Source organism: Kocuria sp. CNJ-770 (assembly GCF_001942375.1).
In the GTDB taxonomy this organism is placed as follows: domain Bacteria; phylum Actinomycetota; class Actinomycetes; order Actinomycetales; family Micrococcaceae; genus Kocuria; species Kocuria oceani.
Genome location: NZ_MKJW01000081.1, coordinates 45979 through 61628 on the forward strand (window position 1 = coordinate 45979; position 15650 = coordinate 61628).

At 73.9% G+C, this 15650-nt stretch carries 17 protein-coding genes and 2 pseudogenes; 15 read left to right on the plus strand and 4 right to left on the minus strand.

The window, feature by feature from the left end; translation table 11 throughout:
* Window positions 1–91: 91 nt before the first annotated feature.
* The gene (locus BJF77_RS06225) at window positions 92–820 is read right to left on the minus strand and encodes a beta-ketoacyl-ACP reductase (protein ID WP_047802724.1); all 729 of its coding nucleotides are present in this window, start codon (window positions 818–820) and stop codon (window positions 92–94) included.
* Between the two features lie 175 nt (window positions 821–995).
* Between BJF77_RS06225 and BJF77_RS06230 the strand changes: the two genes are divergently transcribed.
* The 3 genes and pseudogenes from BJF77_RS06230 (at window position 996) to BJF77_RS06240 (ending at window position 2840) form a co-directional block, all read left to right on the plus strand.
* On the plus strand, window positions 996–1517 hold the full coding sequence (locus BJF77_RS06230) for a DUF3099 domain-containing protein (protein WP_075871610.1): 522 nt from the start codon (window positions 996–998) through the stop codon (window positions 1515–1517).
* 80 nt (window positions 1518–1597) lie between these two features.
* Window positions 1598–1851, plus strand: a pseudogene (locus tag BJF77_RS06235) (hypothetical protein).
* Complete coding sequence (locus BJF77_RS06240) at window positions 1848–2840, plus strand: SURF1 family protein (protein ID WP_075871612.1); 993 nt, start codon at window positions 1848–1850, stop codon at window positions 2838–2840. The pseudogene BJF77_RS06235 and the gene BJF77_RS06240 overlap by 4 nt, the downstream one beginning before the upstream one ends.
* A 27-nt stretch (window positions 2841–2867) precedes the next feature.
* Here BJF77_RS06240 and mgtE read toward each other — a convergent pair whose 3' ends face one another.
* The 3 genes from mgtE to BJF77_RS06255 form a co-directional block, all read right to left on the minus strand.
* Window positions 2868–4205 (minus strand): magnesium transporter, encoded by a 1338-nt coding sequence (gene mgtE / locus BJF77_RS06245; RefSeq protein ID WP_075871613.1) that lies wholly within the window; start codon window positions 4203–4205, stop codon window positions 2868–2870.
* A gap of 67 nt (window positions 4206–4272) precedes the next feature.
* Entirely contained in the window at window positions 4273–5871 is a 1599-nt protein-coding gene (locus tag BJF77_RS06250; RefSeq protein WP_047802727.1) for an ABC-F family ATP-binding cassette domain-containing protein, read from the minus strand.
* Between the two features lie 94 nt (window positions 5872–5965).
* Window positions 5966–6676 (minus strand): histidine phosphatase family protein, encoded by a 711-nt coding sequence (locus BJF77_RS06255; RefSeq protein WP_075871614.1) that lies wholly within the window; start codon window positions 6674–6676, stop codon window positions 5966–5968.
* Between the two features lie 166 nt (window positions 6677–6842).
* Between BJF77_RS06255 and BJF77_RS06260 the strand changes: the two genes are divergently transcribed.
* The 12 genes and pseudogenes from BJF77_RS06260 to BJF77_RS06300 all read left to right on the plus strand — a co-directional run.
* Entirely contained in the window at window positions 6843–7811 is a 969-nt protein-coding gene (locus BJF77_RS06260) for a glucosyl-3-phosphoglycerate synthase (RefSeq protein WP_047802729.1), read from the plus strand.
* Window positions 7808–8194: pseudogene (locus BJF77_RS22525) on the plus strand (glycosyltransferase); the annotation flags it as partial. The gene BJF77_RS06260 and the pseudogene BJF77_RS22525, both read left to right, overlap by 4 nt.
* 370 nt (window positions 8195–8564) lie before the next feature.
* A complete protein-coding gene (locus BJF77_RS21460) occupies window positions 8565–8945 on the plus strand; it encodes a glycosyltransferase (protein WP_255396158.1) in 381 nt (126 codons plus the stop codon).
* Window positions 8942–9457 (plus strand): Gfo/Idh/MocA family protein, encoded by a 516-nt coding sequence (locus BJF77_RS21465; RefSeq protein WP_255396159.1) that lies wholly within the window; start codon window positions 8942–8944, stop codon window positions 9455–9457. The genes BJF77_RS21460 and BJF77_RS21465 overlap by 4 nt, the downstream gene beginning before the upstream one ends.
* The gene (locus BJF77_RS21010; protein WP_369821366.1) at window positions 9454–9918 is read left to right on the plus strand and encodes a hypothetical protein; all 465 of its coding nucleotides are present in this window, start codon (window positions 9454–9456) and stop codon (window positions 9916–9918) included. The genes BJF77_RS21465 and BJF77_RS21010 overlap by 4 nt, the downstream gene beginning before the upstream one ends.
* Window positions 9915–11009 carry a zinc-binding alcohol dehydrogenase gene (locus tag BJF77_RS06275; RefSeq protein WP_053004805.1) on the plus strand — a complete coding sequence of 365 codons (1095 nt, stop codon included), beginning with the start codon at window positions 9915–9917 and terminating at the stop codon, window positions 11007–11009. Before BJF77_RS21010 ends, BJF77_RS06275 begins: the two co-directional genes overlap by 4 nt.
* A gap of 143 nt (window positions 11010–11152) precedes the next feature.
* Window positions 11153–11776 (plus strand): AI-2E family transporter, encoded by a 624-nt coding sequence (locus tag BJF77_RS21470; RefSeq protein WP_255396160.1) that lies wholly within the window; start codon window positions 11153–11155, stop codon window positions 11774–11776.
* A 44-nt stretch (window positions 11777–11820) separates the two neighbouring features.
* Window positions 11821–12603 carry an AI-2E family transporter gene (locus BJF77_RS21475; protein WP_255396161.1) on the plus strand — a complete coding sequence of 261 codons (783 nt, stop codon included), beginning with the start codon at window positions 11821–11823 and terminating at the stop codon, window positions 12601–12603.
* A gap of 10 nt (window positions 12604–12613) precedes the next feature.
* Complete coding sequence (locus BJF77_RS06285; RefSeq protein WP_075871615.1) at window positions 12614–13237, plus strand: biotin transporter BioY; 624 nt, start codon at window positions 12614–12616, stop codon at window positions 13235–13237.
* Between the two features lie 3 nt (window positions 13238–13240).
* The gene (locus BJF77_RS06290) at window positions 13241–13978 is read left to right on the plus strand and encodes an energy-coupling factor ABC transporter ATP-binding protein (protein WP_075871616.1); all 738 of its coding nucleotides are present in this window, start codon (window positions 13241–13243) and stop codon (window positions 13976–13978) included.
* Window positions 13975–14586, plus strand: a complete 612-nt coding sequence (locus BJF77_RS06295) for an energy-coupling factor transporter transmembrane protein EcfT (RefSeq protein WP_075871617.1) — start codon at window positions 13975–13977, stop codon at window positions 14584–14586. Before BJF77_RS06290 ends, BJF77_RS06295 begins: the two co-directional genes overlap by 4 nt.
* A 39-nt stretch (window positions 14587–14625) precedes the next feature.
* On the plus strand, window positions 14626–15650 hold a 1025-nt coding region (locus BJF77_RS06300; RefSeq protein WP_083665009.1), incomplete at its 3' end, for a neutral zinc metallopeptidase.

Consider the following 15650-nt stretch of genomic DNA (forward strand, 5'->3'; position numbering starts at 1 on the left):
CCTTCGGTGGAACGTGTGCGTGGAGGACGCGCGCGGGGAGCGCGCAGTGGACGGTGTGCGGTGGAACGTGCGGGAACGGGGTGGGCGGGGCTCAGTGGCCCATGCCCAGGCCGCCGTCCACGGGGATGACGGCGCCGGAGACGTACTTCGCCTCGTCGGAGGCGACCCAGCGCACGACCGCCGCGACCTCCTCGGGCTCGGCGAAGCGGCCGGCCGGGATGGAGGCGAGATAGTTCTGCTGGGTCTCCTCGGGCAGGGCCGCGGTCATCTCCGTGTTGATGAATCCGGGGGCCACGACGTTGGCGGTGACGTTGCGCCCGCCCAGCTCACGGGTGATCGAGCGGGCCATGCCGACCAGCCCGGCCTTGGAGGCGGCGTAGTTGACCTGGCCGGGCGAGCCGTAGAGCCCCACCACGGAGGAGATGAGCACCACGCGGCCCCGCTTGAGCCGCATGAAACCCTTCGCGGCGCGCTGGACCACCCGGAAGGCTCCGGTGAGGTTGGTGTCCACGACGTCCTGGAAGTCCTGCTCCTTCATCCGCAGCAGCAGGGTGTCGCGGGTGATCCCGGCGTTGGCGACGACCACCTCGACGGGGCCGAACTCGGCCTCGACGGCCTTGTACGCCGCGTCGATCGACGCGGCGTCCGTGACGTCGGCCTGCACCGCGAAGAAGCCCTCGGGGGCCTCCCCGGAGCGGTAGGTGACGGCCACGTTGTCCCCGCCGTCCCGGAAGGCCTGCGCGATGGCCCGTCCGATCCCGCGGTTGCCGCCGGTCACGAGGACGGTGCGGGGGGCCGGGCTGCGCTGCTCGTCTGCCATGGGGAACGGTGCCTTTCGGTCGGGGTGGCCGGGCCCGCCGTCCGCACAGGAGGCGGGGCCCGGGGAAGATCCCTCCGATCCTACCGGGCGACCCGGGCGACCGACCGGTAGCCTCCGGGAGGCCCTGCCGGATGTCGGACCCCGGTGAGAGAATGGAACGTCTGTTGGGAGGACCATGAGCAATCGCTATCTGACGACCGGCGAGACCGCCGGTCAGGACGACGTCCACTCCATCACGGCCACGGCCGGATCGCACACGCAGGACATGAACCACCGGATGAAGGTCTACAGCATCCAGATGGGCCTGCGGATCCTGTGCCTGCTCGTGTTCGTGGCGGTGGACAACATCTGGGTCCGCGGCGTCGCGATCCTCGGCGTCGCCATCCTGCCCTGGATGGCGGTGCTGCTGGCGAACAGCAACGACCGCTCCACGCGGACCAGCCACTACTTCGAGCCACCGGCGGCCCCGGCGCTGGCGGCCGCCCCCGAGCCGGCGCCGCGGGCGGCGCCGCCGGCGATCGACTTCGTGCTCGAGGGCGAGTTCACCACCGGCCACGCGGAGGACGAGGACCAGCACGGCACCGAGGGCCCGAGGACCGGGAGCACCGGGACGGGGCGCACCGCCGCTCCCAGCGGGGATCCGGCTTCCTCCGCTACTGTCGAGGACGACACCCCCCGGCGCCGCGGCGCGGCCTGAGCCCGCCGCCGGCTGCGCCGGGATTCCGACCGCAGACCCTGAGGAGCACGACCGCCGTGGAGTTCGACCTGCTCGGATCGCTGTCCCCGCGAGGGTCCGGCGCTCCCCCGGCCGGGCCCGACACCCCCCAGTGCTCCCGCAAGGCTGCCGCGCGGACGCCGCCTGGCAGATCCGCTGGAACAACCCCCGCATCCACACCCCGGAGCGCCGCAAGATCTGGCTGGCGTGCCCGGACCACCGCGAGGACCTCGAGCAGTTCCTGGGCGCCCGCGGCTTCTGGAAGGACACCGTCCCGCTCGGCCACGAGGGTCCGGCGGAGGAGGCCCGCCCGTGAGCGACTACCGGTTCCTGCTCAGCGGGAAGTGGCTCCTCTGGTTCCTGCTGGCCTGCGCCGCCGCGGCCTTGGCCGTGTACCTGGGCGGGTGGCAGATGGACCGCAACGACCACCTGGTCGGGGAGAACGCCAAGATCACGCAGAACTACCGGGCCGACCCGCTCACCGGGGACGAGGCGGCCGCCCAGTTCACCGCCCTCGACGAGCGGCTCACCTGGCACCCGGTGGCCCTCACCGGGCAGTACCTGCCCGAGGACGAGGTCCTCGTGCGCAACCGCCCCCAGGACGGACAGGTCGGCTACGAGGTCCTCGTCCCCTTCCGCACCCAGGACGGGGACGTGATCGTGCTGGACCGGGGCTGGATCCCCACCGGCTCGGCCGCCAACGGGATGCCCGACGAGGTCCCCGACCCGCCCGCCGGCGAGGTCACCGTCACCGCACGGCTGCAGCCCGGCGAGCCCGCCGTGGACCGCGGGGCCCCGGAGGGCCAGATCGCCACCATCGACCTCGAGGAGCTCCGGCAACGGTGGGGTCTGCCCATCGGCACGGCCGCCTTCGCGGAGGTCTTCGCCGAGGACCCGGCCCCGGCCGTGGCGCCGGTGCCGCCGCCCGAGCCCGAGATCGACTCCGGGCCGCACTTGTCCTACTCCCTGCAGTGGTACGCGTTCGCGGCCCTGTTCTTCGTGGCCTACGGCTACGCCGCCCGGCAGCAGGCCCGCAACGACGAGTGGGACCGCCAGTACGCCGCGGAGATGGAACGCCACCTCTCCCAGTTCTACGACGAGGACGGCACCTACATCGGCGAGGGCGACGAAGAGCTCGTCATCCGGCAGATGGAGATGGCCGACGACATGCCCCCGCACCTGAAGTCCCTGATGCGCCCGAAACCGCAGCGCCGGCGCGCCCGCCCCAGCTGGGAGGACGAGGAGGACGCCCTGCTGGACGCCCTCGAGCGCGACGCGGCCCGCGCCGGCCGCGAGGCCCGCTGACCGGGGGTCCCGTCCTCGCGCGTCCCGTCAGAGCCCGAGCACGGCGGTCGCGATGAGGAAGTACACGACCAGCCCGGAGGCGTCGACGAACGTGGTGATGAAGGGATTGGAGAACACCGCGGGGTCGACCTTGAGGGCTCGTGCCACCAGCGGCATGACCCCGCCCACGGTCGCGGCGAGCACGCACACGGACAGCAGCGTCAGGCCGATCACCGCCCCCACCGCCCAGCCGTAGAGCAGGCCCACGCCCAGGAGGCCGGCGGTGCCCAGCGCGGCGCCCAGCAGCGCACCGACCCGCACCTCGCGGAGGGCCACACGTCCGACGTCGCGCACCCGCACGTCCCCGAGCGCCACGGCCCGGGTGACCGTGGTCGCCGCCTGGTTGCCCGTGTTCCCGCCCGTGCCGATCAGCAGCGGGATGAACACGCTCAGCACCACCATCTGCTCCAGCGCGGCCTCGAACACCTCGAGCACCCGCACGGTGAGCGTCGCCCCGACCGCCAGGACCAGGAGCCACAGGACGCGTGAGCGGACGATGGCGCGCACCGGCGTCGACAGGTACGGGCGCCGCAGCGGTTCCGCCCCGCCCGACCGGGCGACGTCCTCGGACTCGGCCTCCTCGAGGACGTCCAGGGCGTCGTCGAAGGTGAGGATGCCGACCAGCCGGTCGGTGCCGTCGACCACGGGCAGGGCGAGCAGCTTTTCCTCCGCGCACCGCCGGGCGGCCTCCTCCGCCGGCGTGTGGGCCTCCACGGTCACCGCCTCGCGCAGGATCTGCCCGAGGGGCGCGGACCCGTCCGTGGCGAGGAGGCGCCGGAGCCCCACGATCCCGCACAGCCGCTGCTGCCCGTCCAGGACGGGCAGCGCGTACACGGTCTCGGCGTCGTGGATCCGCTCCAGCACCGCGGCCCGGGCCTGCTCCACCGTCATCTCCCGGTCCAGGGCCACGAACTCGGGGCTCATCCTGCGCCCCACGGAACCGGGGGGATAGCCCATGACCAGCCCGGTCGCGTCCTGCTCCTCCGGGGAGAGATCCACCAGCAGGGTGCGGGCCACGGTCACCGGGAGCTCGTCGAGGAGCTTGACCCGGTCGTCCGGGTCCAGCTCCGCCACGAGTCCGCTGACCTCTTCGGACTGCAGCGCCGTCAGCAGCTCACCCTGCAGCGGCGTGTCGAGGCGTCCGAAGGCCTGGAAGGCGGCCTCGCGCGGCAGCAGCCGGTAGACCACGGCACGCTCCGGCGCCGACAGGCGTTCGAGCAGCTCCACCTGCTCGGCCAGGTCCCACTGCAGCACCCGGTCACGGACCTCCTCGAGGTCGCGCTGGCGCAGTCCCGCGCGGATCCGGTCCGGGAGCGAGGTGTCCACGTCACGTCCTTCCGTGCCGGGCCGTCCCCGGCCCCTGTCGCGGCGGTCCCCGCCGGGCATCCGGGGATCAGGCCAGGGAGATGAGGTCCTGGTACTCCTGGCTCCACAGGTCCTCGGTGCCGTCGGGCAGGATCACCACGCGCTCGGGGTCCAGCGCCTCCACCGCGCCCTCGTCGTGGGAGACGAGCACGACCGCGCCCTCGTAGGTGCGCAGGGCGTTGAGGATCTCGCGGCGGGAGGCCGGGTCCAGGTTGTTCGTCGGCTCGTCGAGCAGCAGCACGTTCGCCGAGGACGCCACGAGCGTGGCCAGCGCCAGCCGGGTCTTCTCGCCGCCGGAGAGCACCCCGGCGGGCTTGGAGACGTCGTCGCCCTGGAAGAGGAACGAGCCCAGGACGTTGCGGACCTCCGTGTCGGCGAGGTCGGGGGCCGCGGAGCGCATGTTCTCCAGGACGGTGCGCTGCGGGTCCAGGGTGTCGTGCTCCTGGGCGAAGTAGCCGAGCTTGAGCCCGTGGCCGGGGATCACCTCACCGGTGTCGGGCTCGGCCTCCCCGGCGAGCATCCGCAGCAGCGTGGTCTTGCCGGCGCCGTTGAAGCCGAGGATGACCACGCGGGAGCCCTTGTCGATGGCGAGGTCCACGTCGTTGAAGATCTCCAGGGACCCGTAGGACTTCGACAGGTCCCGTGCGGTGAGCGGGGTCTTGCCGCAGTCGGCGGGCTTGGGGAAGCGGATGTTCGCGACCTTGTCGGCCTGGCGCTCGCCCTCCAGGCCCTGCATGAGCCGCTCGGCGCGCTTGATCATCTGCTGGGCGGCCACGGCCTTGCTGGCCTTGGCGCGCATCTTGTTCGCCTGGTCCATCAGCGCGGTGGCCTTCTTCTCCGCGTTGGCGTACTCGCGCTTGCGGCGGTGGGCGTCCTGCTCGCGCTGGAGCAGGTAGTTCTTCCAGCCCATGTTGTACAGGTCGATGACGCAGCGGTTGGCGTCCAGGTACAGGACCTTGTTGACCACCATCTCCATGAGCTCGACGTCGTGGGAGATCACGAGCAGCCCGCCCTGGAAGTTCTTCAGGAACTCCCGCAGCCAGACGACCGAGTCGGCGTCCAGGTGGTTGGTCGGCTCGTCCAGGAGCATGATGTCGGCGTCCGAGAACAGGATCCGCGCCAGCTCCACGCGGCGGCGCTGACCGCCGGAGAGGGTGCGCAGCGGCTGGCTCAGGATGCGCTCCGGCAGGTCGAGGTTGGAGGTGATCGTCGCCGCCTCGGACTCGGCCGCGTAGCCGCCGCCGGCGAGGAACTCCGCCTCGAGCCGGTCGTAGCCGCGCATCGCCCTGTCCCGCACGGCGTCGTCCTCGGAGGCCATGTCCTGCTCGGCCGCGCGCAGCCGGGCGACGACGCCCGCCAGATTGCGGGCGGAGAGGATCCGGTCCCGGGCGAGCTGCTCCATGTCCTCGACCTTGGGGTCCTGCGGGAGGTAGCCGATCGCCCCCGTGCGCGTGACGGTCCCGGCCGCGGGCAGGGTCTCCCCCGCGAGGACCTTCGTCATCGTCGTCTTGCCGGCGCCGTTGCGGCCGACGAGCCCGATCCTGTCCCCCCTGTCCACGCGGAAGTTGACCTCGTCCATGAGCAGCCGGGCACCGGCACGCAGTTCGAGGTTCTGGACAGTGATCACGGAGGAGACCTTTCGGCAGGGTGCGGGGCGGGGTCAGCGCCCGAACGGGCAACCCATCCATCCTACCGGCCCCCGTTCCCCGGCGGCACCCCGCTCAGCCGGCCGGGTCCGCGTTCTTGCTCACGTGGTGGGCCGGCATCTCGTCGGCCAGCGCCGACGACTCGCCCGGCAGGGTGCGCGCGTTGTAGTCGGCGACCTGCCAGCCCCGGTGCGGGTGCTCCTGCAGCACGGTCCAGGCGCAGTTGGCCATCCCCGCGAACATGTCCCGGAGCTCGGGCGGGGCCCCCAGGAAGGCCAGCAGCCCGCTGCGCAGGGCCGCGCCGTGGCCGACGAGCACCCCGGTGCGGCCCTCCTCGAGCGCGGCCGCGGCGTCGCCGAGCACGGCCGCCATCCGGGCGTCGACCTCCGAGGGCAGCTCCGCCCCGGGCACCCGGTAGTCGTTCTGGGTGAAGAACCGCTCGTAGACGTCGGGGTGGCTCTCGCGGAACTCGGCGAAGGTGGTGCCCTGCCGGATGCCCACGTCGTACTCGCGCAGCCGGGCGTCGAGCCGAAGCTCGAGGCCGGTGAGGGCCGCGAGCTCGCGGGCGGTGTGCCGGGCCCGCTGCAGGTCGCTCGACCACACGAACGCGGGCTCCATCGCCGCGAGCACCGGCGCCACGCTCCGGGCCTGCCGGCGCCCCACCGGGTCCAGCGGGATGTCGGCCTGCCCCTGGGCGCGCTTCTCGACGTTCCACGCGGTGCGCCCGTGACGCCACAGCACCAGACGCCGGCGCCCCGCTGCCGGATCGGTCCCCTGCTGGCTCATCCCTGCCTCTCGTCGGCGGCCCCGTGCCCGTCCCCACTTCCGCGCCGGCGACATAATCGTGCGGGTCTTCCCGGCGGGCGGGGGCGCTCGGTATCGTCCGACGGCAACTGGTCGGTCACCTGCCAGTATTCCCCATCGTCATTTCCCAGCGGCGGAAGCGGGCAACATGCGACAGGACGTCCAGCAGTGGTTCGGCACCCGCAGCTACCACGCCCGGCAGTGGTCCCCGGAGCAGCTCTGCGGCCGGAAGGCCGGCACGAGGGTCAGCGTGGTGCTGCCGGCCCGCGACGAGGCCGCGACGGTGGGCCGGATCGTCGCCGCGCTGCGGCGGGAGCTCATGGAGGACGTGGCGCTGATCGACGAACTGGTCGTGATCGACTCGGACTCCACGGACGCCACGGCGGCGGTCGCCGCGGCGGCCGGGGCCCGCGTGCACCGGCAGGCGGAGATCCTGCCCGCCCACGGCAACGTCCCCGGCAAGGGCGAGGCCTTGTGGAAGTCCCTGGCCGTGACCACCGGGGACGTTCTCGCGTTCGTCGACGCGGACCTGCGGGAGTTCGACACGCGCTTCGTCGTGGGCCTGCTGGGCCCGCTGCTGACCGAGCCGGGGGTGCAGTTCGTGAAGAGCTGCTACGACCGCCCGCTGCACGACGGCACCACCATCCTGCCCGCCGGCGGCGGGCGGGTCACGGAGCTGGTGGCCCGCCCGCTGCTCAACCTGTTCTGGCCGCAGCTGGCGGGTCTGGTCCAGCCGCTGGCCGGGGAGTACGCCGGGCGCCGGGCGCTGCTGGAGAGGGTGCCCTTCGTCTCCGGGTACGGGGTGGAGATCGCGATGCTCATCGACGTCCTGGAGGCCGTGGGCCTGGACGCCATGGCCCAGGTGGACCTGGGCGTGCGCTCGCACCGCAACTCCTCGGACGCGGCCCTGGCGCGGATGGCCGCCCAGATCCAGCTGACGGTCCAGGCGCGGCTGCGCTGCGAGGCCCCGGTGGCCGGCGAGCACGGTCAGCTCGTGCAGTTCCTGCGCCAGGGCGAGCGGTTCCTCGCCGAGACCCACGACGTCAGCGTCCGCGAGCGCCCGCCCATGGCGGGCGTCCCCGAGTACCGGGCCCGGTTCGTCGGCCGCGTCGCATGAGCGGGCTTCGGGTGCTCGTGAACGCGGGCCCCTGGCTGCCCGTGCCCCCGTCCGGCTACGGCGGGATCGAGACGGTGGTCGCCACCCTGGTGCCGGAGCTGCGGCGGGCGGGGGTGCACGTCACGCTGGCCACCGTGGGACCCAGCACGCTCGAGGCGGACGACCACCTGCGGCCGCTGCCGGAGCCGGCGTTCCGGTCCATCGCGATGCCCTACAACCGGGTCTCCGGCATCGCCCACGCCCACATGCAGGTCCTGGTGGAGGCCCTGCGGGACCGGGACCGCTGGGACGTGGTGCACGACCATCTGGAGGTCGTGGGCCCCTCCGTGCTCGCCGCCATGGGCAGGGCCGCCCCGCCGACCCTGCAGACCCTGCACTGGGACCTGCGCAAGCACGCGGAGTTCTACTCGGCGTTCGACGGCCGCGGACGGGTGCGCTTCGCCGCGGTCTCCGCCTCCCAGCTCGAGAGGGCGCCGGCGAACCTGCGCCGGCAGACGCTGGGCGTGGTGCCGCTGGCGGCCCCGCCGCCGCTCGAGGTGTCGGCGCCCCCCGGTGAACACGCGCTGGTGCTGGCGAGGATCACCGCCGACAAGGCCCAGGACGTGGCGGCGCGGATCTGCCGCCGGGCCGGGATGCCCCTCGTCCTGGCCGGCCCCGTGGCCGGGATCGACGACCCGGAGGAGCTGGAGCGCCGGCTCGCCGAGGGCGACGAGGCGCTGGGCGCCACCCGACGTCCGCTACTGGCTCGACGAGGTGCGGCCCCTGGTCGACGGCACCTCGGTGACCTGGGTGGGCGGTGTGGCCGGCGAGCGCAAGGAGCGGCTGCTGCGCTCCGCCCGGGCCCTGCTCAGCCCCATCCGCTGGGCCGAGCCCGGCGCCACCGGCGTGGTCGAGGCGCTGGCCCGGGGGGTGCCGGTGGTCGGGACGCCGCGCGGGGTGCTGCCCTCGCTCGTGGAGCACGGGCGGACCGGCTTCCTGGCCGCCGAGGAGGACGACCTCGTCCGGCACCTGCACCAGCTCGACACCCTGGACCCGCAGGCGTGCCGGGAGGCCGCCGAGCAGTGGACCCCGGCGGGCATGGCCCGGCGCTACCTGGACCTGTACCACCGGCTGCTGGAGGAGAACCCCGCATGACGCTCAGGATCGCCCTCGTCGGGGCCGGCTCCGTGGCCCGGCGCCACGTCGGGGTGCTGCACGGGCTGGGCGGGGCCAGCGTGGTCAGCGTGACCGACGCGCACCGTCCTGCCGCCGAGGCCCTCGCGGCCGAGCTCGACGTCCCGTGCTTCACCGACCCGGACCAGGCCCTCGACGCGGTGGAGGCCGACGCCGTGTACGTCTGCGTCCCGCCCTTCGCCCACGGGCCCGCGGAGTCCGCCGCCCTGGAGCGCGGCAAGGCGCTGTTCGTGGAGAAGCCCGTGGGCCTCGGCCTGGACGTCGCCGAGCGAATCGGCCGGCAGGTCGAGGAGACCGGGGTCGTCACGGGCACCGGCTACCACTGGCGCTGTCTGGACACCGCCGTGCTGGCCCGTGACCTGCTCGCGGAGGCCCCGCCGCTGCTGGCCAACGGCTACTGGCTCGACAAGCGTCCGCCGGTGCCTGGTGGGGCCGGGCGGACCGGTCGGGCGGGCAGGTCGTCGAGCAGCTGACGCACGTGCTGGACACGGCCCGTTTCCTGCTCGGCGAGGCCGTGGAGGTCTACGCCGCCGGGGTCCGCGGCACCCCGGAGGGCACCGGCCCGGACGACGGCGACGTCGACGACGCGACCGCCGCCACCGTCCGGTTCCGGTCCGGGGCGGTCGCCACACTGGCGGCAACCTCCGCGCTGGCCGTCAAGCACCGCGCCGCTCTGCACACGGTCAGCCGCGGCCTGGTCCTGGAGCTGGCCGAGGACGGGCTCACGGCCTTCTGGCCCGCCGAGCGCACCGAGCACGCCCCGGCCGAGGACCCGCGGGTCGCCGTGGACCGGGAGTTCCTCGAGGCCGTGCGCGGTGAGCGCGAGACCACCCGGGTGCCCTACGGCGAGGCGCTGCGGACCCACCGGCTCGCCTGCGCCATCGCGCAGTCGGCCCGCACGGGCCGGGCAGTGGCACTGGAGGAGCTCGGGTGAGCGCCCGGCGCAACATCGTGGTGCCCGCCCGGGGACGGCTCGAGATCGCCGAGGAGGAGCTGCCGGAGGTGCCGCAGGGCGGACTGCTCCTGGAGACGCTGGTCACCGGGCTGTCGGCCGGCACGGAGCTGGCCTTCCTCAAGGGAGACCACCCGGGCCTGCACTCGCGGCACGACACCGAGCTCGGCCTGTTCCGCCCCGGCGTGCCCGAGCAGGGCTACCCCGTGCGCCGGCTGGGCTACATGGAGGTCGCCCGGGTGGCCGAGTCCCGCACCCCGGCCTTCCGAGCGGGCGACGTCCTGGCCTCGGCCTACGGCCACGCCACCGCCCACGTCGCCGACCCGCTGAGCGAGCACCTGGTTCCGCTGCCCGCCGGGCTCGACCCGCTGCTGGGCGTGTTCGTGGCCCACTTCGGCCCGATCTGCGCCAACGGGCTGCTGCACGCGGCCGCCGACGCCGGGCCGGTGCGCGGCCTCGGCGACGGCGTGGCAGGGAGGCTGGTGCTCGTCACCGGCGCCGGCCCGGTGGGCCTGGTCACCGGGTTGTTCGCCCGGGCGCTGGGCGCCCGGGAGGTGGCCGTGGCCGACGCCGACCCGCGCCGGCGGGCGGTCGCGGAGCGGCTGGGCTTCCTCCCGCTGGACCTCGACGACGACCCGGGGCGGGTGCTCAAGACCCGCTGGCGCCACGGCGCGGGCGAGCACGGGGCCGACGTCGTGTTCCAGTGCCGCGGCAAGCCCGGCGCGCTGCACGCGGCGCTGCGGGCCGTCCGGCCCCAGGGCAGCGTGATCGACCTGGCGTTCTACACCGAGGGCGCCGACGCGGTGCGGCTGGGCGAGGAGTTCCACCACAACGGGCTGAGCCTGCGCTGCGCCCAGATCGGGCGGGTGCCCCGCGGTCTCGCCCACGCCTGGGACCGGGCCCGGCTCTCCGCGGAGACGATCCGGCTGCTGGGCGCCCACGCCGCGGAGGTCCGCGAGCACCTGATCAGCGACGTCGTGGGCTTCGACGACGCACCGGCGCTCATGCACGACGTCGCGGCCCGCCGCCGGCACGTGCTGACCGCGGTGTTCGAGGTGGACGGCCGCGCCTGACCAGTGCCGACGCACCGGCGCGGCGGGCCCGCGTGCGCCCTGACCGGTGGACACCCTTCCGTCAGCCGCCTTAGGGTTGGACCGAGCCCGGTCGTCCTCGCACGACCGCACCCCCGACCGCCGCCTTCCCCGAGGAGCCCCGCATGGCCACGTCGCCCCGCCCGGACCAACCACCCCGCCGCCCCGGCGGCTCGTCGACCGCCCCGCTGCACGCCGAGAGCGTCCTCGGCGGCCGGGCCGACTCCGGCACCGGCGGGGTGCCGGCCATGGGCCCCGGGGTCGAGCCCGCCGGCTTCGAGGAGACCACCCAGGCGCTGGCTCCCGCGGTGGGTCCCTGGGCGGACTCGCTCGGGCGGGCCGGCTCCCGCGCCGCCCAGACGCTGCTCGTGGCCGCCGTGGTGGTGGGCCTCGTCTGGGTCCTGCTGCGGATCAAGGTCGTGGTCATCGCGGCCATGGTCGCCCTCATCCTCGCCTCGGCGGTGGGGCCGGTCGTGAAGTGGCTCGAGCGCAAGGGCTGGTCGAACCTGCTCGCGACCCTCACGGCGTTCCTGGGCATCCTCCTGCTGCTCGGCGGCGTGATCGCCGGCATCGTGTTCACCGTGCGCGCCCAGTGGGACACGCTCGCGTCCCAGGCGTCGGAGGGCTGGAACGAGCTGCGCCGCCTGCTCGAGTCCACCCCGCTGCCGGTGGACACGGCCAGCATCGACGCCGCGCTGCGCCGGGCCACCGAGTTCGTCACCAGCGGCAGCTTCGCCGGAAGCGCCTGAGCGGTCTCTCCGCGGCCGCGTCGTTCGTCACCGGCCTCGTCCTGATGATCGTCATCCTCTTCTTCTTCCTCAAGGACGGGGAGAAGATGTGGAACTTCACGCTGCGCTGGTTCCGCGGCGAGCGCCGGGCGAAGCTCGCCGAGTCCGTGGACCGGGGCGCCCAGGTGCTGGGCGGCTACGTGCGCGGCACCGCCCTCGTCGCGCTCATCGACGCCGTCTTCATCGGTGTGGGTCTCGTGCTCGTGGGCGTCCCGCTGGCCCTGCCGCTGGCCGTGCTCGTGTTCGTCACCGCCTTCATTCCCGTGGTCGGCGCGACCATCGCCGGCATCATCGCCGCCCTGGTCGCCCTCGTGACGAACGGACCCGTGGAGGCTCTGATCGTCGTGGGCATCATCGTGCTCGTCAACCAGATCGAGGGCAACATCCTGCAGCCGATCATCATGGGCCGCACGCTGAGCCTGCACGCGCTCATCGTCCTGCTCGCCCTGACCGTCGGCACCCTGGTCGGCGGCATCTTCGGCGCGATCCTGGCCGTGCCGTACACCGCCGTGGCATGGGCCGTGATCCAGGTGTGGTCCAGCCGCTACCAGGTCGGCGACGACCCCGTGCTGGGGTCGGACCCGGTGAACCCCAAGGACCGCGTCGAGTCCAAGGCCACGATGGCCGAGCGCTGGAAGTACCAGCGGATGCGCTATCAGCAGGCGCTGGGCGGCCGCTTCGGGGCCACCGAGCGCGACGCCGTCCGGCAGGACGACAGCACCGACGACGACGCCCCGCACTCGACCGGCGGGGGCACCGGTTCCGGCGAGGACGCACGCACGCCCTAGTCTGGGAACCATGACCAACACCGAACGCCGCCGCTCCGTCACCGCCGAGGACCTCGCGAACATCGCCGTCTTCGCCGCCCTCACCGCGGCCCTGTCCGTCCTGCCCGGCATCCCGCTGGGCGGGACGGGGGTGCCGCTGACGCTGCAGACCCTCGCCGTGTTCCTCACGGGCCTGGTCCTGGGCGGGACGCGCGGCTTCCTGGCGGTGGCGCTCTACGTCCTGGTCGGGCTGATCGGCGTGCCGATCTTCGCCGGCTTCCGCGGCGGCCTCGGTGTGCTCGCGGGCCCCTCCGCCGGCTACATCCTGGCCTTCCCCTTCGCCGCGGCCGCCGCGGGCTACGTGGCGCAGTGGCTGATCCCGGCCCGCCGGGCCGGCGACGGCGGGGCCACCAACGCCCGCTACGAGCGCACCGGCACGTACACGCTGCGGCTGGTGCTCGCCGCGCTCGCCGGGTTCGTGGTGATCCGGGTCGGCGGCATCGTCGGCCTCGTGCTCAACGCGCAGCTGCCGCTCCAGGACGCCTTCCTCGCGGACCTCGTGTTCTGGCCCGGGGACCTGGTCAAGTGCGTGCTCGCCGCGGTCATCGCCGTGGGCGTGCACAAGGCGTTCCCCCGGATCGCGGGCACGCGCTGACCCGTGGCCGGCTCCTTCGGGGCCGAGGCCCTCGTGTGCTCCGACGTCACCGTCACCGCCCCCACCACCTCCGGTGAGCTGACCCTGCTGCGCGGGGTGGACGTGGCCCTTCCCGAGCGGCGGGTCGCCGTGGTCGGGCTCAACGGGTCCGGCAAGTCCACGTTCCTGCGCCTGTTCAACGGCCTCGCCCGCCCGGCCTCGGGCGAGGTCACCGTGCACGGCATCGACGTGGCCCGTGACGTGCGCGCCGCCCGTCGGCACGTGGGCTTCGTCTTCACCGATCCCCTCTCCCAGCTGGTCATGCCCACCCCCGTGGAGGACGTCGAGCTGTCCCTGCGCGGGACCGGCCTCCCCCGGGCCCGACGACGCGCCGCGGCCCTCGCGCTGCTCGGGCGCGTGGGGATCGCCCACCGGGCCGAGCACAGCATCTACGACCTCTCCGGCGGGGAGCGCCAGCTCGCGGCCTTCGCGGCCGTGCTGGCCGTGGAGCCCGAGGTGCTCGTGTTGGACGAGCCCACGACCCTGCTGGACCTCCGCAATCGCGGGCGCCTGATCGGGCTGCTCGACGGGCTGCCGCACCAGCTGCTGATCTCCACGCACGACCTTGGGCTCGCGGCGACCGCGTCCCGCGTCCTGGTCCTGCACGAGGGGCGCCTGGTGGCCGACGGCCGCCCCGAGCAGGTCCTGCCCGCCTACGAGCGCTGGTGCGCGCACGGCTTCCCCCAGGAGGCCGCCCCGTGAGCCGCGGCCCGGACCTGTTCGGCAGCTACACCCCCGGCACGAGCCTGCTGCACTGGGCCCCGCTGTGGAGCAAGGGAATAGGCATCGTCGTCGTGACCGTGGCCGTGGTCCTCGCCCCGTCGTGGCCGGTCCCGGCCGCGCTGACCGCGGGACTCCTGGTGGCGGGCACCGCCGCCGGCGTCCGGGCTTGCGAGTGGTGGCGCGGACTGGCCCCCGCGCTGCCCGTACTGGTCCTGCTGGGCGTCTACCACGTCCTCACCACCGGACCGGGCCAGGCGGCCGACGTGCTGGCCACCATCGTGGTCTTCCTCGTCGTCACCCGCGTGCTGATGCACACCACTCCCCTGCCCGAGCTGCTCGACGGCGTCGTGTGGCTGTGCACCCCGGTGCGGCTCGTCGGCGCCGACCCCGAGCGGATCGGCCTGGCCGTGTCCCTGATGCTGCGCTCGATCCCGTTCGTCGTCGGCGCCGTGGGCGAACTGCGGGACGCCGTGCGCGCCCGCGGGCTGCGCCCCAACCCGGTGCTGCTGGTTACGCCCGCGGTGATCTCCACGGTGGCCTACGCCGAGCGCACCGGTCAGGCCCTCGCCGCCCGCGGATTCGACTGAGCGGCACCGCACGACCGTCAGTGCGCTTATGCTTTGCCCATGACCTTCAGCAACGACTCCCAGCTGGACTCCGGACGGGTCGGCGGCGGCGGTGGCGGCCGTGGCGTGGCCGTGGGCGGCGGGATCGGCGGCACGCTGCTGCTGCTGGTCGTCGGGCTGTTCTTCGGCCAGGACGGCATCGACGCCCTCACCGGCGGCGGACAGGACACCGGCGGTCCGTCCTCCGGGCAGGAGCAGTTCGCGCACTGCGAGACCGGCGCGGACGCCAACCAGTACAGCGACTGCCGGATGATCGCCACCGCGCAGAGCCTCGACCAGTTCTGGGAGGGCTACCTCCCGCAGGCCACCGGCGAGCGCTACGTGCTGCCGGGCCTGGAGCTCTACCAGGGCCGGGACTCCACCGCCTGCGGCACCGCGTCCTCGGCCGTGGGTCCCTTCTACTGCCCGGCCGACCGGACCGTGTGGCTCGACGTGGCGTTCTTCGACGAGCTGCAGTCCCAGTTCGGGGCCGAGGGCGGGCCCCTGGCCGAGGAGTACGTGCTCGCCCACGAGTTCGGCCACCACATCCAGCACCAGATCGGCACTCTCGGCTACGCCCAGCAGGACCCGCAGGGCCCGGAGTCCGGCGCCGTGCGGGTCGAGCTGCAGGCGGACTGCCTGGCTGGGCTCTGGGCCCGCGGCGCGTCCGGCGACACCTCCGGGGCGGTGGATCTGCAGGAGGTGACGCCCGAGCAGCTCGAGCAGGCGCTCAACGCCGCGTCCGTCATCGGCGACGACCGCATCCAGGCCACCACGCAGGGCCGGGTGAACCCCGAGGCCTTCACCCACGGCACCTCCCGCCAGCGCCAGCTGTGGTTCTGGGCCGGCTACCGCACCGGCGACCTGGACCAGTGCGACACCTTCGCCGCACGCGACCCGGTGGGGGCGGTTGAACGCGTCGAAGATGCAGGCCGAGGAGATCGTGCGCGCGGAGATGCTGACCCCGGACCGTCGGTGCAGCAGGAGCCGGAGGAGGACGAGGAGGAGTCCGGAGTGACGCAGATGCTGCGGGTCGTGGAGCAGAT

Coding starts and splice junctions, on each gene's coding strand:
- BJF77_RS06225 (WP_047802724.1), bottom strand. CDS start 820: ATGGCAGACGAGCAGCGCAGCCCGGCCCCCCGCACCGTCCTCGTGACC.
- BJF77_RS06230 (WP_075871610.1), top strand. CDS start 996: ATGAGCAATCGCTATCTGACGACCGGCGAGACCGCCGGTCAGGACGAC.
- BJF77_RS06255 (WP_075871614.1), bottom strand. CDS start 6,676: ATGAGCCAGCAGGGGACCGATCCGGCAGCGGGGCGCCGGCGTCTGGTG.
- BJF77_RS06260 (WP_047802729.1), top strand. CDS start 6,843: ATGCGACAGGACGTCCAGCAGTGGTTCGGCACCCGCAGCTACCACGCC.
- BJF77_RS21465 (WP_255396159.1), top strand. CDS start 8,942: ATGACGCTCAGGATCGCCCTCGTCGGGGCCGGCTCCGTGGCCCGGCGC.
- BJF77_RS21470 (WP_255396160.1), top strand. CDS start 11,153: ATGGCCACGTCGCCCCGCCCGGACCAACCACCCCGCCGCCCCGGCGGC.
- BJF77_RS21475 (WP_255396161.1), top strand. CDS start 11,821: ATGATCGTCATCCTCTTCTTCTTCCTCAAGGACGGGGAGAAGATGTGG.
- BJF77_RS06285 (WP_075871615.1), top strand. CDS start 12,614: ATGACCAACACCGAACGCCGCCGCTCCGTCACCGCCGAGGACCTCGCG.